The sequence below is a fragment of the Psychrobacter sp. 2Y5 genome (genome assembly GCF_051847375.1).
In the GTDB taxonomy this organism is placed as follows: domain Bacteria; phylum Pseudomonadota; class Gammaproteobacteria; order Pseudomonadales; family Moraxellaceae; genus Psychrobacter.
The window spans coordinates 1-20,321 of record NZ_JBPYDA010000014.1; the positions used below are offsets into that span (position 1 = coordinate 1).

General features: G+C 45.0%; 18 protein-coding genes. 11 read left to right on the top strand and 7 right to left on the bottom strand.

Annotation, left to right across the window (positions count from 1 at the left end):
* Nucleotides 1–345: 345 nt before the first annotated feature.
* Together ACS8E3_RS11865 and ACS8E3_RS11870 are read right to left on the bottom strand one after the other, a co-directional pair.
* Entirely contained in the window at nt 346–1,791 is a 1,446-nt protein-coding gene (locus ACS8E3_RS11865) for a heavy metal sensor histidine kinase (protein ID WP_439244441.1), read from the bottom strand.
* Nucleotide 1,792: 1 nt separating this feature from the next.
* Entirely contained in the window at nt 1,793–2,545 is a 753-nt protein-coding gene (locus ACS8E3_RS11870; protein WP_439244443.1) for a heavy metal response regulator transcription factor, read from the bottom strand.
* A 227-nt stretch (nt 2,546–2,772) separates the two neighbouring features.
* On the opposite strand from ACS8E3_RS11870, the gene ACS8E3_RS11875 reads away from it, so the two are divergent.
* The 11 genes from ACS8E3_RS11875 (at nt 2,773) to ACS8E3_RS11925 (ending at nt 14,344) form a co-directional block, all read left to right on the top strand.
* A complete protein-coding gene (locus tag ACS8E3_RS11875; protein WP_439244444.1) occupies nt 2,773–3,099 on the top strand; it encodes a hypothetical protein in 327 nt (108 codons plus the stop codon).
* Nucleotides 3,100–3,233: 134 nt separating this feature from the next.
* Complete coding sequence (locus ACS8E3_RS11880; RefSeq protein ID WP_439244445.1) at nt 3,234–3,512, top strand: hypothetical protein; 279 nt, start codon at nt 3,234–3,236, stop codon at nt 3,510–3,512.
* A 125-nt stretch (nt 3,513–3,637) separates the two neighbouring features.
* Nucleotides 3,638–4,234: a c-type cytochrome gene (locus ACS8E3_RS11885; RefSeq protein ID WP_439244447.1), complete on the top strand. Its 597-nt coding sequence runs from the start codon at nt 3,638–3,640 to the stop codon at nt 4,232–4,234.
* A gap of 140 nt (nt 4,235–4,374) precedes the next feature.
* Entirely contained in the window at nt 4,375–5,016 is a 642-nt protein-coding gene (locus ACS8E3_RS11890; protein WP_439244449.1) for a DUF411 domain-containing protein, read from the top strand.
* Nucleotides 5,017–5,101: 85 nt separating this feature from the next.
* Nucleotides 5,102–6,805: a copper resistance system multicopper oxidase gene (locus ACS8E3_RS11895; protein WP_439244450.1), complete on the top strand. Its 1,704-nt coding sequence runs from the start codon at nt 5,102–5,104 to the stop codon at nt 6,803–6,805.
* 25 nt (nt 6,806–6,830) lie between these two features.
* A complete protein-coding gene (locus ACS8E3_RS11900; protein WP_439244452.1) occupies nt 6,831–7,814 on the top strand; it encodes a copper resistance protein B in 984 nt (327 codons plus the stop codon).
* A gap of 254 nt (nt 7,815–8,068) precedes the next feature.
* Entirely contained in the window at nt 8,069–8,539 is a 471-nt protein-coding gene (locus ACS8E3_RS11905; protein ID WP_439244454.1) for a DUF305 domain-containing protein, read from the top strand.
* A gap of 104 nt (nt 8,540–8,643) precedes the next feature.
* Nucleotides 8,644–11,067 carry a copper-transporting P-type ATPase gene (locus ACS8E3_RS11910; RefSeq protein WP_439244456.1) on the top strand — a complete coding sequence of 808 codons (2,424 nt, stop codon included), beginning with the start codon at nt 8,644–8,646 and terminating at the stop codon, nt 11,065–11,067.
* 112 nt (nt 11,068–11,179) lie between these two features.
* The gene (locus ACS8E3_RS11915; RefSeq protein ID WP_439244458.1) at nt 11,180–12,340 is read left to right on the top strand and encodes an iron-containing alcohol dehydrogenase; all 1,161 of its coding nucleotides are present in this window, start codon (nt 11,180–11,182) and stop codon (nt 12,338–12,340) included.
* A gap of 230 nt (nt 12,341–12,570) precedes the next feature.
* Nucleotides 12,571–13,482, top strand: coding sequence for an SMP-30/gluconolactonase/LRE family protein (locus ACS8E3_RS11920; protein ID WP_439244459.1), 912 nt, complete (start codon nt 12,571–12,573; stop codon nt 13,480–13,482).
* Nucleotides 13,483–13,645: 163 nt separating this feature from the next.
* Nucleotides 13,646–14,344: a YidX family protein gene (locus ACS8E3_RS11925; RefSeq protein WP_439244460.1), complete on the top strand. Its 699-nt coding sequence runs from the start codon at nt 13,646–13,648 to the stop codon at nt 14,342–14,344.
* A 117-nt stretch (nt 14,345–14,461) separates the two neighbouring features.
* Here the strand turns inward: ACS8E3_RS11925 and ACS8E3_RS11930 are convergent, their stop codons facing one another.
* The 5 genes from ACS8E3_RS11930 to ACS8E3_RS11950 form a co-directional block, all read right to left on the bottom strand.
* Nucleotides 14,462–15,388, bottom strand: a complete 927-nt coding sequence (locus ACS8E3_RS11930; RefSeq protein ID WP_439244461.1) for a c-type cytochrome — start codon at nt 15,386–15,388, stop codon at nt 14,462–14,464.
* Nucleotides 15,388–16,779, bottom strand: coding sequence for a cytochrome c (locus ACS8E3_RS11935; RefSeq protein WP_439244463.1), 1,392 nt, complete (start codon nt 16,777–16,779; stop codon nt 15,388–15,390). The genes ACS8E3_RS11930 and ACS8E3_RS11935 overlap by 1 nt, the downstream gene beginning before the upstream one ends.
* A 348-nt stretch (nt 16,780–17,127) precedes the next feature.
* A complete protein-coding gene (locus ACS8E3_RS11940; RefSeq protein ID WP_439244465.1) occupies nt 17,128–17,922 on the bottom strand; it encodes an ABC transporter ATP-binding protein in 795 nt (264 codons plus the stop codon).
* 42 nt (nt 17,923–17,964) lie between these two features.
* Nucleotides 17,965–18,864 (bottom strand): ABC transporter permease, encoded by a 900-nt coding sequence (locus ACS8E3_RS11945; RefSeq protein ID WP_439244467.1) that lies wholly within the window; start codon nt 18,862–18,864, stop codon nt 17,965–17,967.
* A 377-nt stretch (nt 18,865–19,241) separates the two neighbouring features.
* Nucleotides 19,242–20,285: an ABC transporter substrate-binding protein gene (locus ACS8E3_RS11950; RefSeq protein ID WP_439244468.1), complete on the bottom strand. Its 1,044-nt coding sequence runs from the start codon at nt 20,283–20,285 to the stop codon at nt 19,242–19,244.
* Nucleotides 20,286–20,321 lie beyond the last annotated feature (36 nt).

The window sequence follows — 20,321 nt, forward strand, 5'->3', positions numbered from 1 at the left end:
TAGAATACCGGCCTGTCACGCCGGGGGTCGCGGGTTCGAGTCCCGTCCGCTGCGCCATATTTAAAACGAATTTAAACTCTCGAGTTTAAGCAAGTTTCGCCTCAAGTATTAGTTTACTTGGGGTTTTTTTGTGTCTGTATTTCTCCTTAAAGCCTTTATCTATAATCGCTAGATACTTTCTCTGTATTTATTTTTACTAAATGGTCTACTCTTTAATAGTATATTCGCAATAAATTTGCATGTATGTCTTCTATCTTTCAAAAATTGGTGACCTAGTTCTATAAGATAATTCTGTGACCAAACGGTGACCAAGACCTATTCTATAATAAAAAAAAGCAAAAAATGTTATTTCAAGCTCGGCAACTGTACCGCCACCTCGAAATAATACTCCTCTTTTATACGAATACTCACTTTGCCATTGTGAGCCTTAGCAATCGCTTGCACGATAGATAACCCTAAGCCTGCTCCCGCTTGATGCTGATGATTTTTATCTTGACGATAAAAGCGCTCAAACAGTTTGTCAGCTTCGCTTTGGGCTAAAGGCTCATGTAATTTATTGGTGATGGTTATTTTCGTTTTTTCAGAGTTATCAGTCGCCGCTTTAATCACTGATTTAATGACTATGACACTATCGCTCACCGCGTAATAGATGGCATTGGACAGTAAATTGGCAAATAGCCTTTGTAGTAAGCTGTCGTCTCCTAATACCGAACCAAACGCGCCACTTTTTTCAAAAGTTATCCCGCTCTCTTCTGCTATTAGTTCAAAGTAGTCCATAAGTTTAGTGAGTAGAGCGTCAATATCGATAGGCTTTAGCTGCGAGGCGTTAAGCCCCTTTTGGGTTTTGGCGAGCAGCAACATGTTATTGATCAGACTCGATAACTGATCGAGGGTGTCATGCTGATGGTGGAGCTGCTCGACATATTCTGCTGTATCTCTAGGCTTGCTGAGCATGACTTGGGTTTGTGTACTTAGCGTCGCTATAGGTGTGCGCAGTTCATGAGCGATGTTATCTGAAAATCGTGACAAGGATTCAAAATTACTTTCAAGTTTTGCCATCATTAAGTTATAAGATTCAGCCAAAGGACGCAGCTCTCGAGGCATTTCATCAACTTTTAATCTATCATCCAATTTTTCAGGACTAATACTCTTCATTTTTTGTACGATAGTCGATAATGGAGCAAAGCCCCAATAAACACTCAATGCGGCGATCGACACTAATAGCAGGGTAATGACCAATAAGATCAGGCTAAGCTGGCGGTTAAACTGTAATAAATACTGATGATGGACATCAATTGGCAGCGCAATAAGCACCAATGCTTGCTCATTTTCGATAACGATAGCGCGGTAATGCCTGTCGTTTATATGAGTGACAAACTGCTGCTGCGCGTTATTTTGCCACAAAGTTAATAGATTAAAGTCATTGTCCAATTCATTAGCAAAGCTGCTAGGGGCAGTAGATAATAGCTGTCCTTGTTTATCAGTAATGACGGTCTTTAGATCATAATCAAACGCTGAAGAATGCAGGGGATTAGCTGCCATTGCCATAGACGGATTGGACGGTTCTAATGATATACCGTTAGGGCTTTGTGGCTCAAAGTCGCTCAGACGCTGACGCCAATTAAAGGCGGCATGAGTGATAATCTCAGCGTCCATTTCTTCAAAATGACCTTTCACTGAGTGCTGAACCCAGATATAAATCACTATCTGTGAGAGCACCACAAAGATAGTCAATAATAATAGCGTGCGCCATAACAGGGGCAGGCGACGACTGTCAGCGTTATAAGCCATGCTATTTCACATCGACCACATTAGTTTGAGCAACAGAACTCTTATTATGCTCATTACTTTCATCATTCTCAGCGTTTTGTATTTCCTCTAACTTATAACCCATGCCGCGTACGGTATGGATTAGCTTCACCGCAAACTCATCATCTACTTTCAGCCGTAGCCGCCGTATCGCCACATCTATAACATTGGTATCGCTATCAAAATTCATATCCCAGACTTGCGAGGCAATCACCGAACGCGGTAATACTTCGCCTTGGCGCTCAAGCATGAACTGTAATAAAGCAAACTCTTTTGCCGTCAGCTTGATGGGCGTTTCTCCTCGCTGCACCGTGCGCTTAGCAATATCTAGCTTGAGATCTGCAAGTTGCATGATCGTGCTTTGATAGTCCGCTTGATTGGCACGTCGCAATAAGCTTTTTATTCTGACTATTAATTCTGCAAAGGCAAAAGGTTTGGTCAGATAATCATCACCGCCGATCTCAATCCCCTTCACTCTATCACTTAGCTCATCTTTGGCCGTCAAAAATAGCACAGGCGTATGCTTGCCTGCCGCGCGATAATTGCTCACTAATTCAAAGCCACTAACATCGGGCAGCATCACATCCATAATGATGACATTGAAGGTATCCGTCATCATCGCATGGTAGCCATCTAACCCCGTCGCTTGATGTTCAACGATGAAACCTGCTTCGCTTAGCCCTTTTTTTATATATTCGCCAAGCTTTAATTCATCTTCTACTAGTAGTACTTTCATACTAATCCTTCAATATAATTATGATTTTATAATACCCAAATCAATATAAATGACAAAACGGACTGGTATCTGACAAAGATGTCATGTGCTCGTCATTAAATGGTTAGTCTTCGTTTGCTAATCTATCCCCATAGTCCATATCAGCTCATTCCTGAGACGAGTAGCTACTATGAATTATTCCTACAGGTGATTAGTTTTAATATTCAATAATTTATTAAGGATGTTATATGAAAAGCTATCGTTCATTCAAAAAAGTGGTGCTGCTATCTGCTTCTATGCTTATTGGTATGTCAGCGGCTAATGCGCATACGACCAGTCTAAGCACTTCAATTATCGACAACTGCGATAACCTTACTAAGTTTGCCAGAAATCTAGACCACAACGAGGCAAATATATCTGATGCTCAAATGCAAAGTTACGTCGATGCCAGAGTGGCTTGTGAAGTTGAACACCAAGATCAGCATCTGCAGTCTGAAAAGTATTTTATAAACAAGTATGGTGCTAACCGAAATCGCAGTTCGCAATCAATACTAAAGGAATATGTGCCGCATTAAAATCTAAAAATGGCAAGATGACAATATTGTCATCTTGTTGTCATCTACCTGTCAGAATGGATAAGTTATGCTTTAGACTGAATTAATATCCTAAAGTCCCACTGACCCTAAACCAAATTAATTAAGGATTAACCATGTCACTCTTTAAATCAAAGTCTTTACCTAAAGCAATCGTAGCCACAGCCGTCGCTCTAGTCGTATCAACGTCAGCGCTAGCACACGATCCTAAAATGCATGCTGAAAAAGACCAAATGAATTGTGAAAAAATGGAAAAGCACATGCAGATGATGGATAAAATGGATCATAGCAAGATGGATATGAATGATCCTGCCATGAAGGCGATGATGGCCAATATGGGAAAAATGAAACAGATGCATCAAAAGCACTGCGTAACCGCTAAAAGTGACTCTTAAATATTGATTCTATAAACCCTTTATTACTGCTAGATAGTGTCATCAACCAGTAATGAGGGTCTATAGAAACTATTTTTAGACGCTAAGAGTAGGGCATCAAAGAAAATGGATTTTAGGATAAACCCATGAAGTTTTTACTAGGAATACTTTTTATCGTTGTGGTCGCTATTGTTGGGGTCTTTGCCGTGGTTATGAGTGGTGTCATTAATATTGGCGCTGATCAAGGGCATAACCCATTGGTTTATAAGTTTTTAGAGACGGCTCGCACCCGTTCAATAGCCAACGCTAGCAAGGACATTATTGTTCCAGATTTAGAAAAAGTAGAGATGATTAGCTCAGGCGGTGCCGACTACAAAGATATGTGTGCAGGCTGCCATTTGTCTCCTGGGGTAGAGAGCACTGATTTTAGTGAGAGCCTATATCCTAAGCCACCTAATTTTACTAATGCACAAGTGGTTGAGCGTTATAAAACGGATGCGGGTGCTCAGCAAAGTTTTTGGGCGATTAAGCACGGTATTATGGCATCAGGTATGCCAGCGTGGGGCGCTTCTCATGATGACGATAGAATGTGGGCAATGGTAGCTTTTATTAGATCATTACCTGAATTAGATGAGAATCAATATACCATGCTGACCACTAGAATAGATGACGATATGTTAGATATGTCACTTAATAGCGACATGATGGATATATCAGACGATGGAGCTGGAATGCAGCATTAATTCTTTCCTATTCTTCCATAAGAACGCAGTGCTAAATAGTGCTGCCTTTTGCGATTTTAGTTTAGCCTCTGCTATTTTTCTACTAGTAGAGTATAAGTTTTGAAGAGTCCAGCAGATAAATAGACACTCAGGAGTGGTTTATGAAACGCGATATTACTAAGCTTTTTTATAAAAATAACTGGAAATTTGGTCGAGTCCTTTCAGCGATGTTTATATTACCGTTGTCGTTAACGCTCGCTGCTTGCAACCCTAACTCCACGGCTGCCGATATAGAGCCAACTACAGAGCCAGCGCTTGCCACCCAAAGTGCTCAAATAGAGCAGCCACAAGCGCAAATGATGTCTGTCAGTACTCATTCAGGTACTCAGTCGACGATTCTACAAAACGTCTCAGCGACAGTCTATAAAGATGCCAACTGTGGCTGCTGTAAAGAGTGGATTGGTCATGCCGAAGACCATGGCATGACGGCTGACGGGCAAGATGTCGCCGACTTAGCGGTATTTAAGCAGCGCTACGGTGTGCCTAATAATATGCGCTCTTGTCACACCACAGTGACCACTGATGGTTATGTGTTCGAAGGTCATGTACCCGCCAAACACGTGGCAGAATTTTTAGCCAACCCACCAAGCGAAGCGATCGGTCTGGCAGTACCAGGTATGCCTATGGGAAGCCCAGGTATGGAATATCAAAATAGATTTGATCCGTATCAAATCATGCAAATCAACAAGGATGGTAGTAGCACGGTTTATGCACAGATTGAATCGCCGCAGCAGCAACTGTAGTTTGAATCTTTCTACACGTGTAAAAAGACAACAAAGCATTTTTAAAGATTTTTCTGCTTATTGAATCCTTATTATGAGTAACCCTATGAATAATAATCACAAGCTTAACCGCCGTCATTTTTTGACTGGCTCCTCTGCTTTAGTAGGGGCGTCAATGCTATCTAGCCTGCCAACGATTGCTAATAGTGCTTTAGGTAGCTCGCAAAACAATGCGGTTATCAATAGCGATAGACCTAATCATAAAGTGCCAATACTTACGGGCAACGAGTTCGATCTTTATATTAGCAAAAAGCCAGTTATCGTCAATGGCAAGTCAAGCATGGCCACGCTGATTAATGACTCACTACCTGCGCCAACGCTGAAGATGCAAGAGGGCGATACGGTGGTGATACGCGTGCATAACCAGATGAATGAGTCGACCTCTATTCATTGGCATGGTCTGCTCGTGCCTTTTGAGATGGACGGTGTCCCCGGCATTAGCTTCGATGGCATACCAGCAAATAGTACCTTTACTTATAAATTCAAACTTAAGCAATCAGGGACTTACTGGTATCACTCGCATACTGGCTTTCAAGAGCAGACCGGTATGCGCGGCGCGATCGTCATCGAGCCAAAAGCAGCGGAGCGTTATCCTATAGCCGAAGATCATGTGATTTTGCTCAGTGATTGGACGCATCGTAATCCGCATACTTTATTGAAACTACTCAAGCAGCGCGCTGACTTTGATAATTATCATCTACCAGATTTCAAAAAACTACTCTCGGATATCGCAGCCACCGATATAGAGGCTGCTTTTGATAAGCGCAAAATGTGGAATCAGATGCGCATGATGCCGACTGATTTTAGTGATCTATCAGGTGAAACCACGTTTACTTATCTGATTAACGGTAAAACTACCGCCGCTAATTGGGCGCAAATAGTCAAAGCAGGACAGCCTGTCAAGCTGCGCTTTATTAATGGCTCCGCGCAGACCATATTTGATGTGCGTATTCCTGGACTCAAAATAAAAGTAGTGGGTACCGATGGCAATGATGTCGCGCCAGTAGAGGTCGATGATTTTCGGATTGGTGTGGCTGAGACTTATGATGTCATCGTCACGCCCACTCGTGACGCGCATACTATCTTTGCGCAAAACATCGATCGTACTGGCTATGTTGCGGCTAGATTGGCCACTTCGAATGATGCTCGTTCTGCTGTTCCTAAGATGGACGGTATTGAATGGCTAACGATGGCTGATATGATGGGCGCCATGGGTGATAAAGGCTATAAGGCGCACCATGCTAAGACTGAGTATGATTTTAAGACCGATATGCGCGTCGATAGCCCGCGTATGAATCTAGATGATCCTGGGATCAATTTGCGGGAAGTCGATAGAAACATACTGACTTATAGTCAGCTGCGTTCTGTTGGCAACGAAATCATGAGCGAGCAGCGCAAACCCACTCGCGAGGTTGAGATTCATCTAACGGGTAACATGGAGCGCTATATTTGGGCGCTCGACGGCATTATGTTTAAGGACGCACCTCCTGTCAATATTAGGCCGGGTGAGCGCGTCCGTATTACTTTAGTTAATGACACGATGATGAGTCACCCGATGCATCTACATGGTATGTGGAGTGATTTGCGTATGCCATCAGGAGACCTGCAAGTGCGCAAACACACTATCTTGGTGCATCCTGCGCAAAAGATTAGCTTTGACGTGACAGGCGAGGCGGGACGATGGGCTTGGCATTGCCATCTGCTTTATCATATGGAAGCGGGCATGTTTAGAGAAGTTGCTGTCGTTTAATGAATTGTGCAAGGTGAGTTTTATTATGAAAACAATCAAAAAAAGTCTGCCATTCATTGGCTTATCGTCAGCGGTATTGCTAGCGTCACCCTTGGTAGCAGCAGCTGAAATGAATATGTCGGATATGGATCATAGCAACATGGACATGTCGGAAATGGATCACAGCAACATGGACATGTCGGAAATGGATCACAGCAGCATGGACATATCGGATATGGACCACAGCGGTATGGATATGTCAGATATGGACCATAACAGCATGAGTATGTCAGATATGGACATGTCAGGGATGCAAGGCGGAGAGCCGCCTGCTGACGCGCGTAGCCCTGATTATTCCAATGGCGTAGGTTATGGTGAATTTGGTAAGCCTGTGATGATGGGCAGCCTGCCGACTTGGGGCGTATCGGTAGATGATTTGGGTTATCAATTCGAAGAGGATGCAGTCAACTTTGAGATTGAGGGCTGGTATGGCGATGATAGTAATCGTCTTAGAGTGCGTACTGAGGGTAGCGTAGCGACCAAAAATGATAAAGACATTGAGAGTCTGAGCTCGCTTGCTTATTGGCAGCCGCTCAGCATCTTTTGGAATGGCGAAGCGGGTATCGCTTATAATACTGAAAACGATAAATCGGCGCTGATGGCGGGTATTGTCGGCACTGCGCCATACTTCATTGAGACCGATGCTAGAGCTTATGTTTATACTGACGGTCAAGTTCAGCTTGATCTTGGTGCAGAATACGAGTGGCGCTTAGATCAACACTGGGTAGTGATACCCGAAGCTGAGTTAACGGTATTTAGCAAGGATGATACTGACAATAACATCACAAAGGGCTTTAATGAGTTAGAGACTGAGGTTCGACTCACTTATGAGATGCTCAGTCGTCAGCTGTCCCCTTATGTGGGCTTTAGCTATGAGACCGCATTATCAGATGCTAGAGATCTGCGACGTCAGAATAATAAAGACGTCGATACAAGTAGCGTAACGGCAGGGGTGAAGTTTTGGTTTTAGAGTAAGCTAATACTATAGTCATCTCAAAGTGAAACTGTTACGAGATTAAGCGCTCTACTGGTATAAATTTTACTGGCGTGCTGTTATCACAGAGGCTGCATAAAATTCATCCCAGTAGCGCTATATCATTTTTAGAGTGAATCGACTATAGAAGCTCAAATTTTGTGAAACTGTTTTTACTATCAGCTTTACCTCTAACTTAATTAGCAATACTGGCATCTATCAATATAGGTGTCATTTTTGGAGATAATCACATGGATATGAACAATAATAAATCGCAAATGAATCCTTACGTCAAATTTGGTCTGATGATACTCACCTCGACTATCGTCATGTACATCATGATGTATCTCAACACTTACCAGTGGGATCACGTTTATTTTAGCGAAACTCGTGCTTATATGGCGTTATATATGGGCGCAATGATGGCGATCATTATGCTGGCTTTTATGACCAATATGTATAAAAAAACCAAGGTCAATCTGATGATTTATGGCCTTAGCGTCTTTTTGTTTGCCTTTGGTCTCTGGGGCGTGCGCTCACAAGCCACCGTCGATCAAGTCGATTGGATGCAAGCGATGATTCCGCATCATTCTATTGCTATTTTGACCAGTACACGGGCTGACATCGAAGATCCGCGAGTACGCAAATTAGCTGACGATATTATCGAGGCGCAAAAGCGTGAAATCGGAGAGATGGAAGCTTTGGTTGAAGAGTTGAAATAGCACATTTGAGTTTATCACTGTGTTATTGCCATCTGGCTACCAGCAATGTTGAATGTTAGATTTTGATCGATAAGCACAGCTTACCGTCTTTGAGGAGGAATGATATGAAACACGCTGACAGTAATAACTCTAACAAAGGTGGTCAGTACGATAAAGTACCCGTAAATTATAGTGATACGGTTTATATCTGCCCGATGCATCCTGAAGTTCGAGATACTGAAAAGAGCGATTGTCCAATATGCGGTATGTTCCTCAAGCCTGAAGACCAAATTGTTAAAGAGGCCGCTGAATCCAATAGCAATGAAGATAGTCACGCCAACTGTCATAGAAAAGGTAGTAATAGCGGCGAAGTAAAATCTGTCAAAGGCGGCAAATACGATAAAGTGCCCGATGATTATGAGGGCACGATTTATACCTGTCCGATGCACCCTGAAGTTAGAGACGTTAGAAACAGTGGCTGCCCGATATGCGGTATGGCACTAGAGCCCGAAACGATTACTATCGGCGAGGAAGATACCGAAGAGCTTGACGATATGACGCGGCGCTTTTGGATTTGCACCGTACTGACCTTGCCGCTATTTATCTACGCCATGAGCGATATGGTTGGCATAAACCTAGATCAGATTGGCTCTTTTGATATCTCTGGGCAACTGAGTCAAATCGTTCAATTAGTGCTAGCGACTCCAGTCGTGGTTTGGGGCGCGGCGCCTTTCTTTGTGCGCGGTTGGCAGTCGATTAAGAGCCGCAATCTCAATATGTTTACCCTAATCTCTTTAGGCGTAGGCGCAGCTTATGGGTTTAGTATTGTCGCCACCTTTTTTCCGGGTATCTTTCCAAATAGCTTTCGAGGCGCTAATGGACAAGTCGGTGTTTACTACGAAGCCGCCGCTGTTATTACAACCTTAGTCTTGCTCGGTCAAGTGCTAGAGCTCAAAGCCAGAAGCCAAACATCAGGTGCGATTCGAGCTTTGCTTGAGCTAGCACCGCCAACGGCAAGGCGGGTCGATGACAAGGGTAATGAAAACGAGGTGTCACTGGACGAAGTCGTTACTGGCGATAGGCTAAGGGTTAGACCCGGTGAGAAATTACCGGTAGACGGCACGGTAATCGATGGCAGTAGTAGTGTCGATGAGTCCATGGTCACAGGTGAACCTATTCCGGTGTCCAAGGAGCAAGGTGATAGCGTCACAGGCGGTACGGTAAATGGTACGGGCACGCTACTGGTTAAAGCGGTTAATGTTGGCGCGGATTCAGTACTGTCCAAAATCGTACAAATGGTTGCGGAAGCTCAGCGTAGCCGCGCGCCCATTCAGCGCTTGGTGGACCAAGTGGCGGGCTGGTTTGTGCCTATTGTTATCGTTGCCTCCATCATCACCTTTATCGTTTGGGCGCTATTCGGCCCTGAACCGGCGATGGCTTATGCTATGGTCAATGCGATAGCGGTACTGATTATCGCTTGCCCTTGTGCACTCGGTCTGGCAACGCCTATGTCTATCATGGTCGGTACGGGCATGGGCGCACAAAATGGCGTATTGATCAAAAGCGCTGAAGCGCTTGAGACCATGGAGAAGGTCGATACTATCGTCGTTGATAAAACCGGCACGCTAACGGCAGGTCGTCCTGAGCTGACAGCGATTGACGCGCTGACAGATCAGGATGAAGATGAGTTTTTGGCACTGGTCGCCGCAGTTGAAAGCGCCAGTGAACACCCTTTGGCAGAAGCTATCGTCAGAGCGGCAAAAGATAGATCGCTTACTATCCCTAAAGCCCATGACTTTAATTCAACCACAGGCGAGGGCGTAGAAGCCATTGTTAATGATAAAAAAGTCGCTATCGGTAACTCTAAGCTAATGGATAGCTTAAATAGCTTCGATCAGAATTTGTCTACTAAAGCCGACGTCCGTAGAAAGGAGGGCGAAACGGTGATGTTTGTCGCTATAGATGGCACGGCAGCTGGCATCATCTCCGTGGCTGACCCTATCAAGCAGAGCACTAAGGAAGCTATAGGATTACTGCACGAAGCCGGGCTAAAAGTTGTCATGCTAACCGGTGATAATCAAAAAACCGCGCAAGCCGTCGCGAGTAAACTAGGTATCGATGACGTCCATGCTGATGTGTCGCCCGAGGATAAAAACCGCATCGTCAAAGAGATGCAAGATAGCGGTAAGTTGGTCGCGATGGCAGGCGACGGTATCAATGATGCTCCTGCCTTAGCGCAAGCCGATGTCGGTATCGCGATGGGTACAGGAACTGATGTGGCGATAGAGAGCGCTGGGGTTACCTTGTTAAAAGGCGACTTAATGGGTATAGCCAAAGCCCATAAGCTTAGCCACTCAACCATGCGCAATATCAGACAGAACTTGTTTTTTGCTTTTATTTACAACGCTATTGGCGTACCGATTGCCGCCGGTGTGCTTTATCCTGCGTTTGGTCTATTACTCAGCCCGATGATAGCGGCAGCAGCGATGAGCTTATCATCGGTATCGGTGATTGCGAACGCGCTTAGACTGCGCCGATTAGAGTTGTAAGTATCGTATCAACACAAATGTATCAATACAAATAATACCGATAACTAAAGGATGGATATGGTATAAAAAGAGGGTCATAATAAGACTGATACCGGAAAATCAAGGAAGAGCTATGACAGGGATTGAGTTTTATAGCAACGGTCATATTATCAGTGAAGCGGATAGTATGCGTCAGAAGTTAGGCGTTTTGGCAAAACAGTATGGGGCTACCTCAGCCATTATCGTCACCGATGGGGGTATCACCGAGCTTGGCTATGTTGATATCGCTCAGCAATCGCTACAAGATTCAGGTATCAAAGTAACTGTATTTGATAATGTAGTTGCCGATCCGCCGATTGCAGTGGTCAATCAAGCTCTCGAGATGGCAAGAGCGCAGCAATGTGATCTAGTGATAGGTTTGGGCGGTGGTAGCTCAATCGATACCGCCAAGATCGTCGCTTTATATCCCAATAACTTTGATTCTATCAACGATATCTTAGATGCCGATTTAAGTACTTTCAAAAAACTGCCGCTATTTGCTATTCCCACCACCGCGGGTACTGGCGCTGAGTCTACTTTTGTCTCGGTCATTACTGCTGAAGATGGCAGTAAAAAGGCTATTTACACTCCCAAAATCCTACCTGACGTCGCTATTCTTGACGCCACCTTAACCTTGAAATTACCTCGTCATATCACTGCCGCCACTGCCCTTGATGCGATGGTGCACTGCATCGAGGCTTATACCAGCCGCACCAAAAAGAATGCTATCTCCGATGCCTTAGCGCTTCAAGGCTTGCAAATGCTTTGGCACAACTTCGAGCAAGTCCTTAATCATGGCGATGACCTTGAGGCTCGCGCTGAGATGTTATTAGGCTCGACGCTGGCAGGAATAGCTTTCGTCAATTCCTCAGTAGCTGCAGTGCATGGCTTGTCTTATCCTTTAAGTATTAATTTTCACATTCCGCATGGGCATGGCAATGCGTTAGTGATGTGTCCAGTATTTAGCTTTAATCTACCAGAAGCGGCGCCGCACTATGCAGAGCTTGCGCGGACAGTCATGCCAGAAACTCTTGCTATGACTGATTTGGAGGCGGCAACAGCATTTATCGCTCAGCTAAAAAGGTTTTTACAAGCAAGCGGTCTTAAATATCGTTTAAGCGAGCTTGAGATTACCGATAACGACATTCCTGCTCTAGCGGATATCGTGATTAATACTTACGCCCGGCTTATTGCAACGAATCCCAAAGATATCAGTCTAGAGGAGGTGAGAGCTATGTATAAGGAGATACTATAGTCAGTTGAATATAAAATCGTCATGATTTTGATGAGCGAGCTATTGGTATAAACTTTACTTGCGTGCTGTGCCTATGCTGCCTAGGCCGACAGAGGCCGCGCAAAATTCATCCCAATTCATCTCAGTAGCGCTATAACACTTTTAGTGTAAATCGGCTATATAGTATTTTAATAATCTTAAACTATGTCGCTTATGGCAAGGAAGTCAAACAACAATTAAGGATAATCGTTATGTCAGATAACCAAACACAGCATAATTTAGAAGTAGTGATCGATGGTTTTCATTATTTAGAAGGGCCGCGCTGGTATAAAGATGCGCTATGGTTCGTTGATTTTTATACGCAAGGCGTTTACCGCGTCAATGAAAAGGGAACTGCTGAAAAGGTAGTGGAAGTTCCCGAGCAGCCATCGGGATTAGGCTGGTTACCTGATGGACGTATGCTAGTGGTGTCGATGAAAGATCGTAAGGTTATGCGTCTTGAGGACGATGGCGAGCTAGTGGTGCATGCCGATATCTCAGCGCATTGCGGCGGTCATGCCAATGATATGGTCGTCGCTAATAATGGTAATGCTTATGTCGGTAATTTCGGCTTTGATTTGATGGGCGGCGAGGATTATAAAGCGGCTGGCCTGGTGCTAGTCAAGCCAGATGGCAGCTCGCAGATAGTGGCAGAAGGTTTAGCTTTTGCCAATGGCATGGTGATCTCAGCGGATAATAAAACCTTAATCGTCAATGAGCTATTTGGTAATAGAATCTCGCAATTTACTATCAAGGATGACGGCACGCTGGGCGATAGACGCGATTTTGCAAGCTACGGTGAGCTTGGCGATGAGCCTGATTTGATGACTCGTATCGGCAGTGCCAAGATTTTACCCGATGGCTTAGCTTTAGATAGCGAAGGGGCGGTTTGGATTGCCAACACCTTAAATCAGCAAGCGCTGCGTATCGCTGAGGGCGGTGAGATATTAGACACGGTCAATACGCCATCTGAAGGCGTGTTTGCGGTAGCGCTGGGCGGTAAAGACGGCAAAACGCTGTTTATGTGCGCCGCTCCCGACTGGGATGAAGGCTCACGTAAGGGGGAGACCAAAGCTCGTATGCTAGCGACTCAAGTCGAAGTGGGACATGCAGGAACGCCTTAATAATCAGTCGTTAAAGACTAGCGAAAAAGGTACGCTAGAGAAGTTAGAGAGAGCCATTTTGTTTTATAAATAAACTTATTTAAACATCCTTAAGTCCTAGACAAGGAAGCCTACTGTGAATAAAAATATAGATAAAAAAACGAACAGTTCAGTAAGCCAGACAATGTTGAAAAAAACATTAATAGGCGGATCATTACTAGCGCTTTTGGTCAGCTCAGGCTGCGCCACTAGCTCACTGTTAGACGACAATAGAGTCACTACCACCAGCTCTGTCAAAAGCGTGCTTTCGCAAGATCAAATTATCGCTTTTGGTCGTCCCGCTACGACGTTGCCACAAATGCCGATGGCTAGTATGGTGATTGTCGGTAATAAAAACAGCTATGTGCTCAGCCAAGGCGGCACGGAGATGGTCAATTTACTCACCAATTTGACCGCCAAAAACATCCAAGTCGAAAACGATATGAGCTTTAACGTGCCGAATAATGATGGCTACTTTCAAGGACAAATGAAGCTGTCCTACGCCAAATTAAAAGATGAGTTCGATCGTAGCGACTATCAGTTCTTTTTGCAGAACGGTGGTACGGAGTGTAGCTCAGCCAGTGACATGCGTATCAACGCGCAGCGCTTCTGTTTCACTGTACCGGTTAAAGGCGCTATCTATCCACAAGTGAGCAATATCAGCATGATCCAGTCCAAATATCGTCCGCTAAGCAAGCCCTATACGGTGACTTTTTATGGTCAAAGTCAGCAGACCCGAACCACCAGTAGCGGTACGAGTACGGCGGGCAAGCTAGTACTACTGCCTTTTGCCTTAGCATTCGATGTGGTGACTTTGCCGGTGCAGATCTTGGATAGTTTATAAGTTAATAATTTATTATATTATCGGTTCAAGCAATGATTATATATAAATAAAAACCTCAAGCGCTAGAGTGCGCTTGAGGTTTTATTTTATAAGACTATTAGAGGAAGCTATTTATGGTTAATAACGGGCATCTTTAGGCTTCTTAGCAGTCGGCCAATCATTGACCTTGCCCGCAAAATCAGGACGCGGCTTATGCGTGAAGAACTCTGCCACATCGACGGCGTCTTGATCGGATAGTACATTACCATGACCCCAAAGCCCTTCGGTTTGAATACCCATCGGCATATTGTACTTGACAAAAGCCGCCGCTTTGTAGGTGCGCGCCATACCTGCGCCAATATTAAAGGATTCCTCACCCCATAATGGCGGAAAGACGATATCGCCGCGAGCATCTTTAATACCTTCGCCGTTATCACCATGACAGGTCGCACACTGGGCATAGTAGATCCTCTCACCTTTTATGGGATCACCTACTAAAGTGGTGTCAACTTTCCCCGCATTATTGATATCGACCTTTTGATCTTTGGGGGTATTTTGGGCTAGCCACTTCATATAAGCGATCATCGCCAGCATTTCAGGTGACTCACGATCGAGCGGTTTACCGTTCATCGAGCGCTGAAAGCAGCCATTAATGCGAGCTTCCATATCCACCTCTTTACCTGCTCGCGGCATGACCTTTGGGTAAGTGTTATAGCTGTTAATATACGGGTCGCCCAATGGAATTTTACCTTGCGCAATATGGCAGCTATTACAGTTCATTTGCGCGCCAACATGCTCAGGCAATAACCGCTTAGTCTCGTTCAATAACCGCTTACCATAAAAAATTTCATTCGCGTTGGGCTCGTCTATGATAGCAGTATCTTGTGGCATGACATAAGTTCCGATATCTTCATTGGCGTCATCAGCCGTGACAAGCGTGTATTCAGCAGCGTTTAGATCAACGGGTTCAGGTTGACTACAGCCACTGACAACAGTGGTAAGCAAAGCCGCAGTTAGGGCAGCAATAGTAAGAGGAGGAGTTGTTTTAGATGAGAGTATTGTCATTATTTTGCTCCTTTTGCTGTCGCATCAAGGCTGAGATCTGGGGCAAAGTCCGTACCTGTTTGTGGCTTTTTGGCTAAGAAAGCACGCATTTTTACGACATCGTTGACCGTAATCTCTGGCGCTTGGTTGGTCCAGCTATTACGCACGTAGTTAACGACTTCGGCGATATCTTCATCGGCTAGATTCGTAAACTCAGGCATAGTGAAGGCCATGCGATCATGTGGAGTTTTTGGCATACGTCCGCCGCCTAGAGTGATCTGTAGCACTGAGTCAGCGTTTTTGGCATAGACTGCGCTATTGCCGTCCAGAGCTGGGAAGATCCGAGGCACCCCTTTACCATCAGCGCGATGACAGACAGTGCAATATTCAACATAGAGCAGCGCGCCGCGCGAGTCGTAGTTGCCCGATAATAACTTCTCAGTGGTGACATCTTGTTTAACAGGTAGCGTCAATTCTTTATTGGGTGCAGGAGACAAGGTTTTGAGATAGGAGGACATCGCATTGATATCGTCCTCGGTCATATATTGAGTGCTATGCTCGACTACTTCTGCCATCGCGCCAAAAGCGGCCGTGGTATCAGTGCGACCGGTTTTGAAGAAGTCATTAAGCTCCGCCACATTCCATGTGCCAAGACCACGATGCTCACCGCGAATACTTTTTGCGCGCCAGCCGTCGATGACCGCGCCGCTTAGATACTCTTCAGAGTCAGCATTGCTCAGCGCAATTTCTTGATAGCCAATCCCGCGCTCGGTATGGCATGAGCCGCAGTGTCCGGGACCTTCGATAAGATATTGGCCGCGCGTAAGTACGGCATCATCCGTCTCAGGCACAAAGTCACGCTTGCGATCGAACAGCACTTGCCAATAAGCCAGCGGCCAGCGCCAGTTAGCAACTGGTGGCAGCTCGCTTTTTAGGTTGGCTTGCTTGATAGGCTCGACAGCGGACATAAAGTAGGCATACATCGCTGCCATGTCCTCGTCAGGCATAATCTGATAAGACGGGTAAGGCATCGCCGGATATAGCGCTCTATTCCCTGGAGCTACGCCGTGTTTAACCGCGTTCTTGAAGTCATTGAAACTATAATGACCGATACCGGTGTCTTTATCAGGAGTAATGTTTGTCGAATAAATCGCCCCAAGTGGTGTTAGCATAGGCAGGCCGCCAGCATAAGTCGCGCCGCCTAAAGTAGTATGGCAAGCGACGCAGTCACCCGTACGTGCCACATATTCGCCTTTTTCAATCAAAGCAGGATCAGTGATATCAACCTCAAAGGTACTATCGCTCGTGCGTAGACTAGGTAGCAGCTGACCGATAACAAAGGCTAAAGCCAGTGCAATGAGAGCCGTGATAAGAATAATCACTGGCCATCTTTTTATAAGCCCATTTTTCATAAGCTTATCCTCCATAATAATAGAATTACCAAAACAAGGTAGGCGTTGAAATTTTATTTATATAAATAACCTAATAGCTAAAAGTAGCTATTTGAATCGTTTTTAAGATTTGTTTTTATAAAACCACATTTTTTGTAAGGATTTGAAGTTAAGAATAACATATATTCTCTATATAAAACCATATAGTTGTAAGGGATATAGTATATTGAACAAATTTCAGATAGTTAGCGCTAAATATAGAGTTTTAAGCACGAGAAAACATATAAAAGGAAGCTATAAACAAAAAAATGCCTACTAATCAGTAGGCATCTTCTTTCATAAAAAAGTCAGTTTTTAGCTCAAAGCCTATTAACTCAAAATCAGGCTATCATCGTCAATTTTTTCACCGCGGGTGCGCTCAAACATATCGAGCAAGTCATGGACCGTCATACCTTGTCGCTTTTCGCCTGCCACATCTAATACCACTTGTCCTTGATGTAGCATGACGGTGCGCGTGCCGTGCGCGAGGGCTTGCTGCATAGAGTGAGTGACCATCATTGTTGTCAAACTATTATCGGTGACGATTTTGTCGGTCAGCTCTAAGACGAAAGCGGCCGTTTTTGGGTCGAGCGCCGCGGTATGCTCATCGAGTAATAGGATCTTAGAGGGTTGCAGCGAGGCCATCAGTAAGCTGACCGCTTGACGTTGACCCCCTGATAATAGCCCCATGCGATCGGTGAGTCGATTTTCAAGCCCTAATTTCAATACCGATAGTTTTTCTCTAAACAGCTCGCGGTTATTGTGATTTAAAGCGAAGCTTAAGCCTCGTTTACCACCGCGCTTAAAAGCTAAAGCCATATTTTCTTCGATAGTCAGCGCTTCACAAGTGCCCGCCATCGGGTCTTGAAATACTCGCGCTACCCAATGCGCGCGCTGATGCGCAGACTTTTTAGTGACATCGATACCGTTAAGCAGAATAGAGCCGCTATCGACCCGCGTCGTGCCACTGACCGCATTCAGAAAAGTCGATTTGCCCGCGCCATTGGTACCGATGACCGTTACAAACTCGCCATCTGCGATATTGAGATCGATACCACGCAGTGCTGGGTTTTCGATAGGGGTGCCTGGATTGAAGGTCAGGCGTAAATCATTGGCTTGCATCATAATCGTGATTGCCTATATTGCTAGGTTTATAGTCTGCTCGCTTTAAACTCTGACTCTACGCGATAAAAACTTGGTTTTTGCTTTAGGTAATACTAGCGCTAAAACGACCAGCAGTGCCGTGATCAAATTCAGATCTTGCGGACCAAAACCAATACTGCGCAGCGTATCGCTTGATAAGGCCACTTGGATAAATAGCTTATAAAGCACTGCGCCGATAATCACGGCTAAAGTAATGAGCCAAATACGCTTAGCGGGAATAATAGTCTCGCCAATGATCACTGCTGCCAGACCGATGACGATCGTACCGATACCGATAGAGATATCCGCGCCGCCCTGCGTCTGTACAAACAGCGCCCCGGCTAAAGCAATCAAACCGTTAGAGATTGCCATACCGATGATAGTCATCCATGAGGTATTGATACCTTGAGCTTGTGCCATACGCAGGTTAGAGCCGGTCGCACGCATCGATAGACCAGACTCAGTACTATAAAACCAGTCCAAAAATAGCTTGGCTAGTATCACCACGACACCGATAATCAAGCAGCGCATCCAAAAGCCATTGTCGTTCGTAACCAGTGAGCTAAAGACAGTGGTCTCACCTAAGAGTGGTAGGTTAGGCGCGCCCATAATACGCAGATTAACAGAGTACAGCGCCACCATCACAAGGATACTAGCTAGTAGCTGCAAAATACCAAGCTTGACGTGCAACCAAGCAGTGACTACGCCTGCAACTGAGCCTGCAAGCATACCAAAGGCGCAAGCGAGCCAAGGGTTGACACCTGCAACGATGGATACGCCTGCAACCGCGCCGCCCAAAGGAAAGCTACCATCAGCGGTCAAGTCGGGGAAGTCTAAGGTTCGAAAGGATATTAAGACGCCAAGGGCGACAAGACCATAGATTAGACCACTCTCAAGCGCACCAAAAAAAGCAATTAAAGACATAAGCAAATCAATAAGTCGTAACCAAGCGCTACCAAGTAATCTACATAGCGACTAAGCGGTGAATTTAACAGATCAGGCAATCTGCAGTTAGGGTAAACCAAAAGACGTTATAAACAAAAATCATCATAGACAACTCTGTCAAAATCCGACATAAACTTTAGTACAGCATAACAGCTACCAATTACAAGTAAGCCTTAGCTAAACTAAAAAAACAAGCCCAGTCTATTAAAGGATAGCTGGGCTATTTATTAACTTTAAGAGCAGTATTATAACGTCAAAATAACAAAAAGTGGCTGCTGATACTGAGTAGTTAATAATAAATTTGCTTTTAGCATTCTACATCACGACTACTGTAAGCTTATCAGCAGCGGTACAAATTATTCTACTACTTCTTTAGCTCTATCAATAACCGCTTGCGGTAAAGTAATACCTTGCTCTTGAGCGTTTTTAGGGCTGACATATAGATTCAGGTCTTGTGGGGTATAAACCGGAATAGCGCCAGGATTTTCACCATTTAAGATACGCACAACGATTTTACCGGTCTCGCGTCCTAAACTGTAGTAATCGACACCCAAAGCTGCGATAGCACCGCGCTCAACGGAGCTGGTATCAGAGGCAATTAATGGGATCTTACTTTCTTTAGCGACTTGATAGAGTGCTTCATAAGCTGAGACGACATTGTTATCCGTTGAGGTATAGATCATATCGACCTTACCTTCGAGGCTACGCGCCGCCATAGCGATATCATTACTGCGAGCTGCAGGTGCTTCTAGGACATTAATGCCCATTGGCGAGAGTTTTTCTTTGAGATTTTTTAGGGTAATGGTTGAGTTGACTTCACCTGGGCTATAAACGTAGCCGACGTTCTTGAGGCTCGGGATAATTTGGCGCATCAGCTCAATTTGCGGCTCATAAGGGAGCGCATCAGAGCCGCCGGTGACATTAGTACCTGAGCCATCAAGTTTGGAGACGAGCTTTGCCTCTACTGGATCTGTTACCGCTGAGAATACTAGCGGAATAGTGCTAGTCGCCGCCGCTACTGATTGCGCTGATGGCGTACCGATAGCGACAATGACGTCGGCTTCATCAGCGACGAACTGCTTGGCAATCTGGCCGGCAGTTGCGGTATTACCTTGTGCGCTTTGGAAGTTTAGCGTTAAATTTTCACCCTCATTAAAGCCTTGTTCGGCTAGCTCATCAACCACACCTTTACGCACATCATCTAGCGCTGGATGCTCAACGATAGCAGTAATAGAGACCGATTTTGTCTCTGTAGCCACTTCACCACCAGCGGCGCCATCGATAGTGTCAGGATCATCGGTTGGCGACTGGTTACAGCCGGTCAAAATAGCGGTACAAACACCGCCTAACATTAAGGCTTTGGTAAAGTTAAAACGGCTAGCTCGATTCTGATATAACATAGGTCTTACTCCTAAAGATAAAAATGTGTCCATACA